This is a genomic window from Pseudomonas sp. NPDC012596, from assembly GCF_042902325.1.
In the GTDB taxonomy this organism is placed as follows: Bacteria; Pseudomonadota; Gammaproteobacteria; order Pseudomonadales; family Pseudomonadaceae; genus Aquipseudomonas.
Genome location: NZ_JBIBEB010000001.1, coordinates 169,211 through 185,343 on the forward strand (window position 1 = coordinate 169,211; position 16,133 = coordinate 185,343).

General features: G+C 62.5%; 14 protein-coding genes. 3 read left to right on the forward strand and 11 right to left on the reverse strand.

What is annotated here, in order from left to right; all coding sequences use genetic code 11:
• Positions 1 to 46: 46 nt before the first annotated feature.
• Positions 47 to 1,015, forward strand: coding sequence for a metal ABC transporter ATPase (locus ACFY68_RS00775; protein WP_387522573.1), 969 nt, complete (start codon positions 47 to 49; stop codon positions 1,013 to 1,015).
• A gap of 191 nt (positions 1,016 to 1,206) precedes the next feature.
• Here ACFY68_RS00775 and hldE read toward each other — a convergent pair whose 3' ends face one another.
• The 3 genes from hldE to ACFY68_RS00790 all read right to left on the reverse strand — a co-directional run bounded on the left by hldE (position 1,207) and on the right by ACFY68_RS00790 (position 5,758).
• Positions 1,207 to 2,628, reverse strand: a complete 1,422-nt coding sequence (gene hldE / locus ACFY68_RS00780; protein WP_346615366.1) for a bifunctional D-glycero-beta-D-manno-heptose-7-phosphate kinase/D-glycero-beta-D-manno-heptose 1-phosphate adenylyltransferase HldE — start codon at positions 2,626 to 2,628, stop codon at positions 1,207 to 1,209.
• 130 nt (positions 2,629 to 2,758) lie between these two features.
• A complete protein-coding gene (msbA, locus tag ACFY68_RS00785) occupies positions 2,759 to 4,567 on the reverse strand; it encodes a lipid A export permease/ATP-binding protein MsbA (protein ID WP_387523019.1) in 1,809 nt (602 codons plus the stop codon).
• A gap of 15 nt (positions 4,568 to 4,582) precedes the next feature.
• A complete protein-coding gene (locus ACFY68_RS00790) occupies positions 4,583 to 5,758 on the reverse strand; it encodes an O-antigen ligase family protein (protein ID WP_387522575.1) in 1,176 nt (391 codons plus the stop codon).
• 99 nt (positions 5,759 to 5,857) lie between these two features.
• Between ACFY68_RS00790 and ACFY68_RS00795 the strand changes: the two genes are divergently transcribed.
• The gene (locus tag ACFY68_RS00795; protein WP_346615369.1) at positions 5,858 to 6,463 is read left to right on the forward strand and encodes a toluene tolerance protein; all 606 of its coding nucleotides are present in this window, start codon (positions 5,858 to 5,860) and stop codon (positions 6,461 to 6,463) included.
• A 3-nt stretch (positions 6,464 to 6,466) separates the two neighbouring features.
• Here the strand turns inward: ACFY68_RS00795 and ACFY68_RS00800 are convergent, their stop codons facing one another.
• From ACFY68_RS00800 to ACFY68_RS00835, 8 genes are all read right to left on the reverse strand, one after another.
• Complete coding sequence (locus ACFY68_RS00800; RefSeq protein ID WP_387522577.1) at positions 6,467 to 7,558, reverse strand: glycosyltransferase; 1,092 nt, start codon at positions 7,556 to 7,558, stop codon at positions 6,467 to 6,469.
• Between the two features lie 45 nt (positions 7,559 to 7,603).
• Positions 7,604 to 8,377: a glycosyltransferase family 2 protein gene (locus tag ACFY68_RS00805; RefSeq protein WP_387522579.1), complete on the reverse strand. Its 774-nt coding sequence runs from the start codon at positions 8,375 to 8,377 to the stop codon at positions 7,604 to 7,606.
• Positions 8,378 to 8,443: 66 nt separating this feature from the next.
• Complete coding sequence (locus ACFY68_RS00810) at positions 8,444 to 9,400, reverse strand: glycosyltransferase (protein ID WP_387522581.1); 957 nt, start codon at positions 9,398 to 9,400, stop codon at positions 8,444 to 8,446.
• A gap of 48 nt (positions 9,401 to 9,448) precedes the next feature.
• A complete protein-coding gene (locus ACFY68_RS00815; RefSeq protein ID WP_387523020.1) occupies positions 9,449 to 10,852 on the reverse strand; it encodes a PIG-L family deacetylase in 1,404 nt (467 codons plus the stop codon).
• Positions 10,849 to 11,745 (reverse strand): antimicrobial resistance protein Mig-14, encoded by an 897-nt coding sequence (locus ACFY68_RS00820; RefSeq protein ID WP_387523022.1) that lies wholly within the window; start codon positions 11,743 to 11,745, stop codon positions 10,849 to 10,851. Before ACFY68_RS00820 ends, ACFY68_RS00815 begins: the two co-directional genes overlap by 4 nt.
• Complete coding sequence (locus tag ACFY68_RS00825; protein ID WP_387522583.1) at positions 11,745 to 12,875, reverse strand: glycosyltransferase; 1,131 nt, start codon at positions 12,873 to 12,875, stop codon at positions 11,745 to 11,747. Before ACFY68_RS00825 ends, ACFY68_RS00820 begins: the two co-directional genes overlap by 1 nt.
• Positions 12,859 to 14,616, reverse strand: coding sequence for a carbamoyltransferase (locus tag ACFY68_RS00830; protein WP_016501928.1), 1,758 nt, complete (start codon positions 14,614 to 14,616; stop codon positions 12,859 to 12,861). Before ACFY68_RS00830 ends, ACFY68_RS00825 begins: the two co-directional genes overlap by 17 nt.
• 148 nt (positions 14,617 to 14,764) lie before the next feature.
• Entirely contained in the window at positions 14,765 to 15,601 is an 837-nt protein-coding gene (locus ACFY68_RS00835; RefSeq protein WP_274097535.1) for a 23S rRNA (adenine(2030)-N(6))-methyltransferase RlmJ, read from the reverse strand.
• A 166-nt stretch (positions 15,602 to 15,767) separates the two neighbouring features.
• Between ACFY68_RS00835 and ACFY68_RS00840 the strand changes: the two genes are divergently transcribed.
• Entirely contained in the window at positions 15,768 to 16,025 is a 258-nt protein-coding gene (locus tag ACFY68_RS00840; protein WP_387522584.1) for a hypothetical protein, read from the forward strand.
• Positions 16,026 to 16,133 lie beyond the last annotated feature (108 nt).

Below are 16,133 nucleotides of genomic sequence, written 5' to 3' on the forward strand. Positions count from 1 at the left end.
CCCTACCCAAGGGCCGGGAGACAGCCCTGACGCAAGGAGGAGCCTCGTGCCGCGTACGCTGATCCGCAAGAACCCGAGCAACTTCAAGACACTGCCGCTGCATGTCGAAGCCACCCCGGAAGGCCTGGTCTACCAGAGCATCGGCATGCCGCTGAACTTTGCCCAGACCCAGCAGCGGCGGCGCGCCATCCAGTTGCCAGACAACCAACGCTTCGTGGTCGAACTGGCCAACCTGGGTGTCTCGGTGCGCCTGACCTTGCACTGGCAGCACCGTGACTATTGGGTGCTCGTGCGCCAGCGGCGCCAGGACCGCGGTGATGTGGTGCTGAAATTGATTTCAGGTTATGTCCCGGCCCAGGAGTTGAACCTGCCGTTGCACACCGCCGTTCAGGAAGTGGCCGAAGAATGCCTGCTGGAAACCCCGGAAGGTTGGCTGGGCGGGCGCTTCAACGAAACCTGGCTTCCGGCGCCGTATGACGCCGCCCTGCACTACCGTGAGTCGCTGCCGTTCGTGCTGACGCCAGAGTCTGGCGCCGCACGGCCGGTGCATTGCGGCAACCTGATGCTGCTGGAACGGCCGCGGGCATATGTGCATTTGCCCACCGCCTCGTTGCAACTGATCTACGACATGCGCCTGCAAGTGCCCCGTGAGGCCAAGAAGCTGAGCCTGTTCCATGTGGATGAACGCCTTGAGGGCGACCAGTTGGTGGCACGCCTCAACCGTAAACGGCCAGACCTGTACTTGATGCCCTTGCAGGACGGCAAGCCACTGGCTGAGCTGTATACGTTGAAGAAAGACGAACTGGTACCGGCGAGCACCCGCGGGCTGTACCTGGCCGAAAGCTTCGCGCGCCAGGACGGCTGGGTGGTGACGGATGAGCGGATACGTTGGAAAGAGTGGGTGAAGCAGCAGGGTTTGGTGGAGCGCAAAACGGCCAAGGTTTCACATTTGCAGCGCTTTGGAGACAAGGCGCGGGCGCTGCTGCAGCGGGCGCGTACCACACTGCATAAATGAAGTGGGGCTGCTTTGCAGCCCATCGCCGGCAAGCCGGCTCCCACATGTACAGCGCAGGCCTCACGGGCACTGGCTTCTCTGTAGGAGCCGGCTTGCCGGCTCCCCCCTGTATAGCGCTGGCCTCAAGGGCACTGGCTTCTCTGTAGGAGCCGGCTTGCCGGCGATTGGGCCGCGAAGCGGCCCCAGCGCCATCAGTTCTTGCGGATCTTCTCGACAATCGCCGTGGTCGAGCTGTTCTCGACCAGCCCCAGCACCTTCACGGTACCGCCATAGGCTTTGACGATGTCGGCGCCGACCACCTGGTCGATGCCATAGTCACCACCTTTGACCAGTACATCCGGCTTCACTTGGCTCAACAAGTTTTCCGGCGTGCCTTCAGGGAAGCTGATCACCCAGTCCACCGCGCCAAGGCCGGCCAGTACCGCCATGCGCCGGTCGACACTGTTGATCGGCCGACCAGGGCCTTTCAGGCGGCTTACCGAAGCGTCGTCGTTGACCGCGACGATCAACCGATCGCCTTGGGCCCGTGCTTGCTCCAGGTAAGTCACATGCCCGGCATGCAGGATGTCGAAGCACCCGTTGGTGAAGACGATCTTCTCGTTATGCGCGCGCGCATCGTCGATGGCCAGCAGCAGTTGCTCCAGGCCCAGCACACCACGCTCCGAACCCTCTTCACGCTGGATGGCACGGCGCAACTCAGGTGCGCTGATTGCCGCGGTACCCAGCTTGCCGACCACGATGCCTGCAGCCAGGTTGGCCAAGGCAACGGCGTGAGGCAGGTCTTCACCCGCTGCGATGGCGGCCGCCAGTGTGGAGATAACGGTATCGCCGGCACCGGTCACATCGAACACTTCGCGGGCACGCGCAGGCAGGTGCAGCGCCGGCTGGCCGGTGCGCAACAGGGTCATGCCATGCTCGCCACGGGTGACCAGCAGCGCGCCGAGGTCCAGGTCCAGCAGCAACTGCAGGCCCTTGGCGACCAGCTCGGCCTCATCGGTGCAACGGCCGACAATGGTCTCGAACTCGCTGAGGTTCGGGGTGATCAGGCTGGCACCCCGGTAAATGGAGAAATCCTTGCCCTTGGGATCGGCCAGCACCGGGATGCCCTTGGCTCGTGCGGCCTGGATCAGGCTCTGGTGGTTCTTCAGCGCGCCCTTGCCGTAATCGGACAGCACCAGCACCTTGACGCCCTCGAGCAGGCTTTCGACCTCAGCGCCCAACGACAACGGGTCGGTGGCGAACGGCTCTTCGAAATCTATGCGCAACAACTGCTGGTGACGGCTCATGACCCGCAGCTTGACGATGGTCGGCTGGTGCGCGATGCGCTGGAACACCGAACGCACGCCAGCAGCCTGCAGGCTGTTGGCCAGGCTGTCGGCGGCTTCATCCTGGCCGGTCACGCCGATCAGCGCTGCCGGTGCGCCGAGGGCGGCAATGTTCAAGGCAACGTTGGCCGCGCCGCCGGGGCGATCCTCGATCTGATCGACCTTGACCACCGGCACTGGCGCTTCTGGCGAAATACGCGAAGTACCGCCATGCCAGTAGCGGTCCAGCATGACATCGCCGACCACCAATACCGGGGCTTGATCGAAACGCGGCATGGACAACTTCATGGGCAACCCATATGGAAATAATGAACAGGGGCAGGATATTAGCACAGGGCAGGCGACGGCTTTACGGCCAGATCGGGCTCTGGAAAATTCCGGTGACAATCGGGGCCATACGGCCCCGTTCAGGGAGGACTCAGGTGATATCGGCCTTTGCCGGCTCTTCCAGGCCCATGGCGTGCAAGCGGGCATAATAGCCATTTGCTGCCAACAGCTCGGCATGCGTACCGCGCTCGACCAGGCGGCCCTGGTCCATGACCAGGATCTGGTCGGCCTTCTCGATGGTCGACAGGCGGTGTGCGATCACCAGCGTGGTGCGGCCCTTCATGACATAGTCCAGCGCAGCCTGGATGTGCCGCTCGGACTCGGTGTCCAGTGCCGATGTCGCTTCGTCGAGGATCAGCAACGGGGCATTTTTCAACAGTGCCCGGGCAATTGCCAGGCGCTGGCGCTGGCCGCCGGACAGCAGTACGCCGTTTTCACCCACATCGGTATCGAAGCCCTTGGGCAACTGGTCGACGAACTCCTTGGCGTAGGCATCGGCGGCCGCGGCTTCGATGTCCGCGCGCGGTGCGCCGGCCAGGTCGCCGTAGGCGATGTTGTTGGCTACCGTGTCGTTGAACAGTGTGACGTGCTGAGTAACCTGCGAAACGTGACGGCGCAGGTTGCGCAGGCGGTAGTCTTCGATCTCGACGCCATCGAGCAGGATCTGCCCCTGGTCGTGGTGGTAGAAGCGTGGAATCAGCGCCGCCAGGGTCGACTTGCCGCTGCCGGAACGCCCTACCAGGGCAATCATCTGCCCAGGCTCGGCGGTAAAGCTGATGTCGCTCAGCACTTCGCGATCGGTACCTGGGTAGGTAAAGCTTAAGTTGCGCACTTCAAGGCGCCCTTGCACCCGGTCCTTCTCGACGGTACCGCTGTCGACTTCGGGTTGCTCGTCCAGCTGCTCGAAGATGCTTTCAGCGCCGGCCAGGCCTTTCTGGATGGTCGAGCTCACTTCCGACAACTGGCGGATCGGCTTGGGCAGCAGGCCCGCAGCAGTGATGTAGGCCACCAGGTCACCGGCGGTGGAGTCGCCCCGCAGGAACAGCACCAGGAACATCAACGCAGCCATGGCGCTGTAGATCACCAGCTGCAGCATCGGCGTATACAGTGCACCGGTCTTGGTCATGCGCAGCTGTTTGTCGGTGTTGCTCTGGCTGGCACGGCCGAAGCGTTGCTGCTCGTAAGCCTCGCCGCCGAAGCTGCGCACCACGCGATAACCCTGGATGGTTTCGGACGCGACATGCGTGACGTCGCCCATGGCCACCTGGATCTTCTTGCTCTGCTTGCGGAATTTCTTGCTGGCGACGCTGACCATCACCGCGATTACCGGCAAGATGGCGACCATCACCAGGGTCAGGTGCCAGTTCATCCACAGCAGGTAGGCAAACAGGAACACCACCGTCAGGCCTTCACGGATCACCACCTTGATGGCATCGGTGGCGGCGCCCGTCACCATGGTCACGTTGAAGGTGATGCGCGAAATCAGGTGGCCGGAGTTGTGGTTGTCAAAATAGCGGTTGGGCAATACCAGCAGCTTGTTGAACAACTCGACCCGCAGGTCATGCACCAGGGAAAGGGAGACCTTGGCCAGGAAATAGTTGCCAAGGAAAGAGCCGAGGCCTTGCCATGCAGCGATCAGGATGATCAGCAGCGGCACGGCCTGCAGCAACTGCAGGTCGCGCAGGTAAGGGACGTTGGGGAACAGCACCGCTTCGGGGTTGCTGAGGCCATCGACGAAATACTTGAGGATCCCGGCCAGCATCGGCTGGGTCGAGGCAAAGATCACGAAACCGATAATGCTCAGCAGGAAAATGCCGACATAGGGTTTCACATAGCTCAGCAGCCGGAAGTAGATCTTCACGCTGGAGGTGTGCTCCGCCGGTAGCGGTGTTTCGGCCATCATCGAGCTCGCTGTTCAGGTTGAACCGGAAATTTTACCACAGGCGTCATTTTCGGCACTCCCCCAGGGTAACAACATCGCCAGGCCGACGATCAGCCAGCTCACGAACCACTCCGCACGCGGTGTTGCGGTGAGGCTGGCGGCATCGAACTGCATGGCCATGGTGGAGAAAATCCACAGCGCGAGCAGGATCTTGCCCAGCAATGTGTGGCGCGCGCGTACGATCTCAGCCAGCGTAAACAGCCATACCGCGATCCACAGCAACATTCCAGGTAGCCCGAGCTCCACCGCAACGTGGGTGAACATGTTGTGGGTATGGTCGAATTCCATACCGACCGCGCTCACTTTGTAGGACGCACCCAGGCCCAGCCCAGTCCATGGGTGTTCGCCGATCATCTGAATCACGGCTTGGAAAATCTCTGGCCGGAACGAGGAGCCCCGCGCCGTGATCACGTCATACACCACATAAAACGCCACGCCAGTGGCGATTACGGCCGCAACCGCGATCATTCGGCTATGGCGGTCGCGGAACCACAACGGCGCAAGTACCACGGTGGACAGCAACGCCAGCACCGCGCCGCGGCTCTGGCTGAGCATGACGAATGCACCCAGGCATGCCAGTGCCAACAACCAGCCAAGCTGAACAACCCGCTGGTGTGGCAACTGATAGAGCAGCAGCAGGACCGCCGTACCTATGACGTAGGCGCCAAGAATCGGGTGGGAGATTTCGCCGATGCCCCCAAGCCTACCGATCAGCGGATTGCCCAATACGAAATAGAACTGGACGATCGATATCAACGCGGCAATGGCAAGCAAACCACTACCGATTTGCAGCAAGTGACGAATGCGTGCAGGCCCGCCCTGGGCCACCAAGGGAAACGCCAACAGAAACACCAGGATATAAATCAAGCGCTTGGCTTCGCGCCCAGGATCTTCGGCAGCCGACCAGACCAGGCTGATGGCACCCCATACAATCAGCAGCAGCACCGCCCCCCAGAGCGCCGGCTGACGTCGCCAGGCTTCGATCAGCACCGTGCGCGCGGGCCATGCCAGTATCAAGGTCGGCAACCACAGAAACGCTACCAGGCCCTGCTGATACACCTTGTTGCTGGGTGCCAGGGCGATGGCAGCCACAAACCAGACCAGACCCAACCCCAACCAGGCCCGCGCCCAGTTTTTCTCATGCAACATCAGCTCCCCCGGTGAATCAAAGACACCATCATGGTGCTACAGCATTATTTTCGGCATTATTGCCGGTCATTTTGCTCGCCAGACGACAAGGCTCAATTCATGCAATGCTCTCGGCTCACCCAGGTCGACTTCGATCAGCTGACACTTGGCGCCCAGGTTCTAGAGGCTGACAGCCATGGCGCCAAAGTCTACCTCCTTGAAGATGGAAATTTCCTCAAGGTTTTTCGTCGCAAGCGTCTGATTTCATCTGCGCTGCTGCGCCCCTATTCCCAGCGCTTTGTTGAAAACGCCACGAGACTTGCCCAACTGGGCATCCCCACGCTCGAGGTCATCAGCCAGCACAAGCTCGACCTGCCCGGCAGAACGGCGGTGCTGTACCGGCCGCTGCCGGGGCGCACGCTGCTGCAGATGTCGCGTGATGACGGCTTCAGCTGGGACATCTACCTGCCCCGCCTGATCGACCTGATCCGCCAGTTACACCGCAGCGGCGTGTACTTTCGCTCGCTGCATCTGGGCAATGTGGTGGTCACCCCCGACCAGCGCCTGGGCCTGATCGACGTGGCAGACATGCGTTTCCTGCGCCCGCCACTGTCTGCCCGGATGGTTCGTCGCAATGTGCAACACATGGTGAGTTACATTGAACGCGAGAAGCTTGGCGACCGCTTCCCGCTCGCCGATTTCGAGGCGGCCCTGCTGGCGCGCTGAGCCTTAGCCGCGCAGCAGGCTGGCCGAGCCACTGCTGAAAGCCTGCCAGGCCGCTTCCGGCGCCAGCGCCTGACGCTGCCGGGCGGCCAGCGCCGCTGCGCTCCGGTCATCACAGCGCTCGATCGCCTGGGCCCAGACCTGTACATCGCCAACAGGGAGGTAGCAGCCGGTGTCCTCCAACTGCTCCCGGAACACCGGCAGATCGCTGCAGATCACCGGCACATCGGCCATCACCGCTTCTTGTACGACCAACCCCAAGCCTTCGGCGCGCGAGGGCACCATGAGCCAGTCAAACGCCCGGTAGAGTTGCTGCAAGTCATCATGGTGCCCACAGAGATGGACGCGACCATGCAGGCCGAGTGCATCGATGCGCGACTGCAGGGCCGCTCGCTGAGGGCCGTCACCGATGATTGCCAACTGCGCATCAGGCTGCGCCGCGGTGCCCTGAGCGAATGCGTCGATCAGCATCTCGAAGCTTTTGCTCTCTACCAGCCGACCCACGGCGCCCAGTACTTGCCCGCTGGTTTGCGGCAACGCCAAAACCTGCCGTGCCCGTTCGCGGGTCATCAGCGACTCGATAAACGCGTGCGGTTCGAGCGCCATGCGCAACGTCTGCACTGGCCGCCCCAGGTCGCGCTCCAGCGCCTGCGCGAGGGTCTGCGAAACCGCAGCGATACTCAGCCGGTCGGCGGGGAACCTGCACAGCAGGCGAACATCGCTGGCGGTGAGACGGGTCTTGCCATGGAACAGGACCTTGGCCCGCATACCAGGCAGCTGCAACAGTAATGGCAGCACCAGGCGCGCAACGCCGACGCCATCGAGCAGCAACACATCGGCCTTGGCTTCGGCCAACGCCCTGCGCAGCTTCAAGCGCAGCCATGGCCGCAGCAGGCGCCACAGATGCCGCCCCTTGAGCGCACGTTGCGGCATGTGCCATTCGCGGGTGGAGCCGAGCCCGCAACAAAGGCCGCTGCCCAGCAGCAGCCAGTTGCTGATACGGGCATCCGCACCCGCGTGCGACAGCACCTGCCGGTGAACCTTGTGAATGGACATGTACGGTGACCCGCCCGCCCACATCATGTTGACGATGTTCATGGGGATAGCGCCCCTCTCCCGTTCAAGCCAGGTGGGACTGCGATTTCAGTGAACAAAAATAGAAATTCCCATGCCTACCAAGGCACCCATAATCAGCGTCAATGCCAGCTTTACCCGATCGCGTTGGCGCCGCTTGGCCTTGCGCTGGACTTCTTCAGGCAAGGTTACGTGGCTGCCAAAGCCGGTGTGCAATACTGCATCACCTTCCAGCGTGACCGCTGTAAGTTTCATCTCAGCGTAGCGACGGGAAAGCGCCTTCTCACCAGCATAGGCGGCAAATGGCGCACAGCGCTGATAATCGCTCAGGCGACGCAGGCCGGGGTTGAGCGAAAAGGCCTGCCACTCGGCTTTCTCGGAAAGCAGTGGGTAGCAAGGCACGCCTGCAATCACCTGGCGATCGCCCAAGTGAATGTAGGGGCTGTGGATCGCCAGGTCATGGGCATAACTACGCAGCCACACCTGCAACACCTCGGGGCTGGCCTGCAGTATCGACCTGGAATCTTCGACGAACGCCTGACGATAGAATTGCCAGTCGTCTTCGCAATGGAAGATGTAGGGCGTCTTGACGTGGCTGTAGGCCAGGTCGATCGAAGGCAGCTGGCCAAGCTTGGGCCGATTCACGAACACCGTGCAGTAAGGCTTCCAGTGTTCCGGCACGGCGCCATGCACCGCGTCGTCCCCGGAGTCTTCGGTGATGAAAACTTCGCGTATGGGCGCAGTGTTATAGCGATCGAAACTCGCAAGGGTATCTTTGAGCAGATCGAACCGACCGCAGCTGGTCACCACCAGGGTGACATCACTCTCTTGAGAAAAGCGCACCGGACTCCCTCCGCGTTGCGACAATCGACTTTCGCCTGCATTCCCTGAAAGCGAAAGTTCTTGTAATTAAAAGCCCAGCTTCAACCGCAACCGCTGCCATGCAGACAAGGGCGGACGCGGCCTGAGTGCCGGGCGCATGTGGTCGACGATGCTACGACCAACTTCACCGAAGCTGAAACGGGAAACCGCCAGATGGCGCCCATTCTCGGCAATTTGTTGGGCCAGGGCAGGGTCTGCCCGCAACGTGTGCAGTTTCGCCTGCAGCATCGGGATGCTGTCGTAGAACACCACGTTGTGCATGTCCTGAAGGCCCAGGGCGCGGTTTTCTTCCACGCCCTGGTCAAAGGCCAGCAGCACGCAGCCGCAGGCCATGGCCTCGAAGTTCTTGATCATGTACTCGCCCATGCCGACATCGGCACTGACGAAGAAACGAATACGGTTGAGCGTGTTGCAATAGTCCTCGCCAGACTTGGTGCGCGTCACCACCAGGTTCTCCACCCGCCCCAGCTCATCCAGCAGTGCCTTGCGACCGCTGTAGGCGACGCTGTTGGTGCTGCCGACGAACGCCAGCTCGATGTCGCGGTCACGGCCCTGGTCGGTCAACAGGTGCTCGTCGTAGCCCTTGGGCACGAACACCGCATCGAAACCTTCCTGGCGCAGGCGCTCGCTGACCGTGTATCCAGAGCTGATCACCCGCGCCCAGGGCAACTTGCGGTAGTGCGCGCTGAACTTGCCGGTGTACTTGCAAGGGATGTAGTTCTGGTAGGCGTCGTGTTCGAGGATGACCAGGTTCGGCACTGTCTGGATGAACGCCACCTGACGGATCTCCTGCTTGAAACGCAGGAAGAAGACGATGCGGTCATAACGTTCGACCTGCACTTCGCGTTTGAAGTAACGGCGCAGGTTGCGCTGGTCTTCACTGGTCAGCCAGCGCAGGTCGCACTCACAGTTGGCCGCGACGCCGTCGTACAGGCGATCCAGGATGGCCCGCTGTTCCTTCTGCACCAGAAATAGGACTTTCATTGCTTTCCTTGGGCGCTCTGCGCCATCGCGGTCAACCATGGGCGTTGTCTACAGCTCACGGCGCCAGAACAGTTCATGCCGGCGCACGGCCTTGCGGAAGAATTCGTTCTCCCCGTAAGGCGACGGGCGGCGCCCGGCCAGCCAGCGCTGCAACAGCCGGCGCAGCCGGCGCTTGAACGGTGCGCGTGGCTGCAGGTCGTGCATCATGCCCAAGGCCATTGCCTTGTCGCGTTGCGTTGCCAGGTCCAGTACCAGAGAGCACGGCGCCCATGGCTGCTCGGCACTCAATTGCGGCGGCAAGGCCACACCGTCGCCGCTGTCACCCATCGGCCACCGGTCGTTGTCATGCAGGTGGTTGGCGTAGCACAGCAGCGTTTGCGGCTGCCATTCCAGGCCCTGCAAAGCCTCCAGCACTGCCGCCTGAGCACAGATGTGGTCCGGATGCGGGTCGAGTTGCGGGTGCGGCATGACCAGCACGTCGGGCTTGGCAAGCATCAGCAAGGCACGCAGGTCAGCCAGCAGGTTTCGCCAGGTTGGCGCACCATCGCCATCTGCCGGCAGCGGGAACGGGTTGAAGCGGCGGAAAGGGCGAATATCGGCCATGTCGGCTTCACGTGAAGCGGCCGGCACATCGGGCGCAGCTTGCATGGTGGGCAGTTGCAGGCAGAAGTAGCCCAACTGCACGCAACGCGACTCCGGCACCCCGGCCCAGCGCGGCACGGCAATGCTGTCCCAGGCGCGCAGACGGCCCTTGAGGCGCGCCGCCTCGGCCTTGCCCAGGCCCATCTGCTGATAGTGCTCGGCCTCGATTTCGCCAGCGGTCAACGTGACCACCCAGGTTTCGTCGGCCTGGCTGTACAAGCCATAAGCGGCCAGCTCGGCATCATCGGCATGCGGCGCAATCACCATCACTCGACGGCGCTGCAACTCGACGCTGGGAGTTATCCACAGCCGAGCCTCGCCCTGCAGGCGGCAATGGCGACCACGCAAACGCAATGTACCCGCTTGAAGCGGTGCAGCCAGCCCGGTCAGGTTGAGGAAGCGAACCCCAGCGACACCGCGTTCGAAAGCCTGCCGATCGCTGAGCTCATCTGCCAGCAACTCGACACGCGGGTCCAGAAAACGCCCCAACCAACCGCTCTTCACGCATACTTCGAGGATTAGCGTTTCGTTGCCCTGCAACGCCGCGCCCACCTTGATCACCCCGCCACGCAAGGTGACAGGCGCTTGCCGGGCCTGCTCGCCGAAGTTGTAGGCGTAGTCCTCGTCTGGCGCATAGAACAGATGGTCGGCGAACCACGCCTCGTGGGCAGCCCAGAGCAACGGCAGCAGCAACAGCGGCAGCCACCACCAGGCGAATACGCCCAGGGCAACCAGCGCCGCCAGGCCGGCCAGCAGCCCCAGGCGCTTGTTGCGCCGGTGGCGCTTGAGCAACTGCTGCTTGCGGCTCACGCCTGGTACACCGGTACAGGGTTGCACCAGCGATCCTTGTACTCGCGGTCGGCACGGCCGAACGAGAAGCGCAGGGGCTTGTTGCGCGCGCGGGCGTCCTCCCAGGCAGCCTGGGTGTTGAGGAAGCTAAGTACGCTGCCGGGGCTGAAGGCCTTGGTTTCAGGGTCTACGCCGCCGTTGACGTATTCGACACTGATCCAGCCCGGCGCTTCGACGCGATACACCAGCTGGATGGCGATGGGTTTGTCGTCGAGCAACAGCACCGACCCGATCAGCAGCTCGCGCAGGCGCTGCAGCACGTCCGCCATGCGCTCGGCGCCGGTGGCCGGGAAGCCCCAGCGGCGCTGGAACAGGTCGCAGTACATGGCGGCGATTTCGCTGGCGCCGAAATCAGTGATCGGGCGCACCACCCCACCCGCCTCTTCCAGCAGGCGCAACTCGCGGCGCTGGTTGTAGCGGAATTTCTTCGACAGGTCTTCGGGCGCGCGGGCCATGGCCAGCTGTTCTTTCTGCGCCTTCAGGCCGGTAAAGCGCCCCTGGTTCAGCTCGGACAGGTAGCGCATGGCATGGCGCAACGGCGCGGCAGCGTCAGCGGCGGCCGGCAGAATGATCTCGGCATTGCCAAGGTCGAACAGGCCTTTCTTGCCAGCGCGCTTGAGCACGTCCTTGGACAGCGCCAGATGGCGCCCCCAGGTCGGCACGGCGGCCTTAAGTTCACCCGCCTGATGCCAACCCAGGTAGCGCACGGGTATCTGCGCCAGGTCAGCCAGTTGTTCGATCACCAGCGGGTGCGTGGCGACACTGCCACCGAATCGCCCCCACGCCTGGGCGTAGGTTGCCGCGTCGATAACCTGCCAACCCCGCTCACGGAAGGCCTGAATATGATTGAGCATCATACCTGCCCCACCAGCGCACGCACTTGCGGCAGCTGCCAGAAGGCCTCGCGCACAGCCGCGTCGGAGAAGCGCTCGTGCAGGCGCTGCAGCATGTGCGCGGCACACGCCTGGCGCTGCTGCGCGTCCAGCTTGGCCATATGCGTGAGGCCCTGGGCCAGCTGCGTGGCATCGCCCAGCGGGAACAATACGCCCACGCCTTCAACCACCTCGCGCGCACCCCCGCAGGCGGTCGCCAGCACGGGTACGCCGGCCACCATGGCTTCGAGCAGGACCATGCCGAACGGCTCATGGTCAGAACTCAGCGCAAAGACATCGAACGCCTGGAAGTAGTGGCGGGCATCCGGCACCTGACCCAGGAAGTCGACATGCCCCACGATACCCAGCTCAGCGGCCAAGGCCTTGAGTTTGCCTTCCAGGCGCCCCTTGCCGAGGATCGCCAGGCGAGCCCCCGCAGGCAGCCCTGGGCGTGCCTGGGCAAACCCGCGCAACAAGGTGGCCTGGTCTTTATCCGGATGCAGACGGCCGACGTTACCGACGATCCAAGCCTGGGCATCCAGCCCTAGAGCCTGACGCGCCTCGGCACGCGGCACCAGCGCTGCGTCGAGCGCGCCGATATCGATGCGGTTGTACAAGGTCTGAATACGCTCGGCCGGCCACTGCGGCAGGCAACGGCGTATGTCGTCACGCACCGCATCCGACACGCCGAGCAGGCTCAAACGTTTGCTGAACAGGTTGGCGAACAGCCGCCGCCCCTTGCGCTGGTAGTCGCCGAACGCATGGTGCACGCCGATCACCGGCAAGCCAGTGCCCAACAAGGCCACATAAATCGGCTTGAAGCGGTGGGCGATGCAGAAGCTGAAGTTGCGCTCGGCCGCGACCCGGCGCAGCGCCCGGATGGCACCGAGCTTCAGGCCGCGAACAGCCTTGGAGCTGAATTCGAGAAACAGCACCTCGTCCGACGCGCAGCCGGCCGCAACCTGCGGGTCGGCGGCGCCGGTGAGGAACACCGTGGTGACCTTGTAGCCGCTGCCTTGGAACAGGCTGGCGTATTGACGAGCGCAGTCGAGAAACGGCCCGTCATAGCCATGGCAGAACTGCAGGATGCGCGGTTCAGAGCGGCTGGTCATACGCGGCTGCGCCGTCCTTGACGACCAGGATGTCTTCCATGATCAGGTACTGCAGGTCCGAGCCGAAGAACATGTTCAAGGCATCGGTCGGCGAGCAGATCATCGGTTCACCACGGCGGTTCAGCGAGGTGTTCAGCGACACGCCGTTGCCGGTCAGGTCCTCCAGCGCTTTCATCATGTCGTAGTAGCGCGGGTTGTACTCGCGCTTGAGCACCTGTGCACGCGACGTGCCGTCTTCGTGAACCACTTCTGGTACGCGGGTCTTCCACTCTTCAGCCACTTCGAAGGTGAAGGTCATGAACGGCGCCGGGTGATCGACCTTGATCATCTGCGGGGCAACGGTGTCGAGCATCGACGGGCAGAACGGTCTCCAGCGCTCGCGGAACTTGATCTGGTGGTTGATGCGATCAGCCACGCCTTCGACACTCGGGCAGCCGATGATCGAACGACCACCCAGCGCGCGCGGGCCAAACTCCATGCGGCCCTGGAACCAGGCCACCGGGTTGCCGTCGACCATGATTTGGGCGATCTGCTGCGGCATGTTGTCGAGCTTGCGCCACTTCGGTTGGTCCGGGTGACGAGCGCAGGCGGCAATCACGTCTTCGTTGGAGTACGACGGGCCGAGGTAGACGTGCTCCATCTTCTCGACCGGTACGCCACGGGCGTGGGAAACATAGGCGGCCGCACCGACTGCGGTGCCGGCGTCGCCGGAGGCCGGCTGGACGAACAGCTCTTTCACGTCCGGGCGGGCAATGATCTTCTGGTTGAGCTTGACGTTCAGCGCGCAGCCGCCGGCGAAGGCCAGCTTGCCGGTTTCACGCAGGGTGTCGCCCAGGTAGTGGTCGATCATCTGCAAGGCCAACTTCTCGAACAGCGCCTGCATGCTGGCCGCGTAATGGATGTACGGCTCGTCGGCGATGTCGCCTTCGCGCTTGGGGCCCAGCCATTCGATCAGTTTCGGCGAGAAGTAGAAACCTTTGCCCTTCTCTTTATAACGGCGCAGGCCGATGACGTTGGCGTATTCGGTGTTGATCACCAGTTCGCCGTTTTCGAAGCTGGCCAGGCGCGAGAAGTCATACTTGCTGGCGTCGCCATAAGGCGCCATGCCCATGACCTTGAACTCGCCGTCGAGCATTTCGAAACCCAGGAACTCGGTGATTGCGCCGTACAGGCCGCCCAGAGAATCCGGGTCGAAGAATTCCTTGATCTTGTGGATCTTGCCGTTTTCGCCATAACCGAAGAAGGTCGTGGCGTACTCGCCCTTGCCGTCGATGCCGAGGATCGCGGTCTTCTCTTTGAAGCCCGAGCAATGGTAGGCGCTGGAGGCGTGGGCCAAGTGGTGCTCGACCGGCTCAATCTTGACTTTTTTCGGATCGAAGCCCAGTTGCTCCAGGCACCAGACGATCTTCTTGCGGTAGCGCTTGTAGCGACGGTTGCCCATCAGGATGGCGTCGAGGGCGCGGTCCGGGGCGTACCAGTAGCGCTTGGCATAGTGCCAGCGGGCTTTGCCGAACAGGCTGATCGGGGCGAACGGGATGGCAACCACGTCCACGTCGGACGGCTTGATGCCCGCTTGTTCCAGGCAGAACTTCGCCGACTCGTAGGGCATGCGGTTCTTCGCATGTTTGTCACGCACGAAGCGTTCTTCTTCGGCGGCGGCAATCAGCTTGCCGTCGATGTACAGGGCCGCGGAAGGGTCATGGCTAAGGGCGCCGGACAGGCCAAGAATCGTCAATGCCAAGGGATTAGCCTCTTCATTCGGTAGAGATGCGCCAGCGGCCTCATGGGCGGGTGGCGGCTAAAAGGCGGGATTATAACGCAAACGAGAAAGACACACCGCCCCTTGTGGGGGCGGCGGTGCGGCAAGTCTGCAGGGGTGCGGCAGTGGCTTATTCGGCGATCAGCCAGTCCATCCGGTAGCTGCCAGCGGTCTGCGCCAGTTCCTTGGCCAGCCAGGGCAGCAGCTCCTTGAGCTCCTCTTCCAGGCCCCACGGCGGGTTGGCAATGGCCAGGCCAGAGCCGTTCAGCCCCTGCGGACTGTCCTGGTGGTGCACGTACAACTCGACCCGCAGCAGCTTCGGCGCGCCGGTACTGGTGAGGTCCTGGTAGAAACGGGTGAGCGAGCGCTGGTCCTTGATCGGGTACCAGATGGCAGCAACGGTCTGGCGCATGCGGCCAATCGCCTCTTTCAGCGAGCTAGTGCAGCGCTTGAGCTCGTCAGCCTGCTCGAATGGCGGGTCGATCAGCATGATCGCGCGTTTTTCCTGCACCGGCAGCAACGCCCGCGGCACATGCCAACCCTCACCCAGGTGCACCACCACGCGCGGGTCTTTTTTCATGTTCTCTTTGAGCAGCGGCCCGTCTTCAGGGTGCTTCTCGTTGAGCAACGCCCGGTCCTGCTGACGCATCAGGCGGCGAGCCAGTTCTGGCGACCCAGGGTAGTAGCGCAATTCGCCATCGGCATTCAGGCGTTTGATGACACGCAGGTAGTCGGCGGCCATCGCCGGGACATCATCGCGATTCCACAAACGTGCAACGCCTTCGAGGTATTCACCGGTACGGGTCGCCTGGTCGCCCTGCAGGTCGTACAGACCAAGGCCGGCGTGGGTGTCTATATAGGCGAACGGCTGCTCCTTGCGCGACATCAGGGCGATGAGGCGGGTCAGCACGATGTGTTTGAGAACGTCGGCGTGGTTGCCGGCGTGGAAGGCGTGACGATAGTTCATGGCAACTCCTGCGGGGGTGGCAAGTTTACCTCGTAAGACCGGCGGAGTCAGGTACGGGCACGCACAGTTCATCCACCCACCGCCCCCATCTCAGGTAGCCATTCCCCGTTCTTCACCTCAGGCATGGAGCTCAATCTAGCGCTTCCACTATCAAGGAGTACCTGACATGAAAGCTTCCATCAACTTCGACAACACCGTAACACCACTGGTACACGGCGACCTCGGTATCGCCAATGTGCCGTACACCGCTGTACTGGAAGTTACCAAGCCTGATGGCACGATCGACAACCTGGTCGTAGGATCCTCGCAAAGCACAAAGTGGTCGATGAACCTGGATAGTTACGCTCCTGGCGATTACGACGCTCTGATCCGCCCAAGGGAAGCAAACGCGTTTGAAGCAACCCGAGTGAAGTTCTCGCTATAAGCAGCCTTCACTGAAAAGCAAGCGGCCCGAACAATCAGATTGTTCGGGCCGCTTGCTTTTACCGGGCCAACGCCCAGCAGATCACAACCAGGCAGTCAGCAGCACAAC

What these genes read in the sequence shown, in the direction of transcription:
- ACFY68_RS00835 (WP_274097535.1), bottom strand. Translation starts at nt 15,601, where the DNA reads ATGAACTATCGTCACGCCTTCCACGCCGGCAACCACGCCGACGTTCTC.
- hldE (WP_346615366.1), bottom strand. Translation starts at nt 2,628, where the DNA reads ATGAAGTTGTCCATGCCGCGTTTCGATCAAGCCCCGGTATTGGTGGTC.
- ACFY68_RS00820 (WP_387523022.1), bottom strand. Translation starts at nt 11,745, where the DNA reads ATGCTCAATCATATTCAGGCCTTCCGTGAGCGGGGTTGGCAGGTTATC.
- ACFY68_RS00790 (WP_387522575.1), bottom strand. Translation starts at nt 5,758, where the DNA reads ATGTTGCATGAGAAAAACTGGGCGCGGGCCTGGTTGGGGTTGGGTCTG.
- ACFY68_RS00825 (WP_387522583.1), bottom strand. Translation starts at nt 12,875, where the DNA reads ATGACCAGCCGCTCTGAACCGCGCATCCTGCAGTTCTGCCATGGCTAT.
- ACFY68_RS00795 (WP_346615369.1), top strand. Translation starts at nt 5,858, where the DNA reads ATGCAATGCTCTCGGCTCACCCAGGTCGACTTCGATCAGCTGACACTT.
- ACFY68_RS00800 (WP_387522577.1), bottom strand. Translation starts at nt 7,558, where the DNA reads ATGAACATCGTCAACATGATGTGGGCGGGCGGGTCACCGTACATGTCC.
- msbA (WP_387523019.1), bottom strand. Translation starts at nt 4,567, where the DNA reads ATGGCCGAAACACCGCTACCGGCGGAGCACACCTCCAGCGTGAAGATC.
- ACFY68_RS00840 (WP_387522584.1), top strand. Translation starts at nt 15,768, where the DNA reads ATGAAAGCTTCCATCAACTTCGACAACACCGTAACACCACTGGTACAC.
- ACFY68_RS00810 (WP_387522581.1), bottom strand. Translation starts at nt 9,400, where the DNA reads ATGAAAGTCCTATTTCTGGTGCAGAAGGAACAGCGGGCCATCCTGGAT.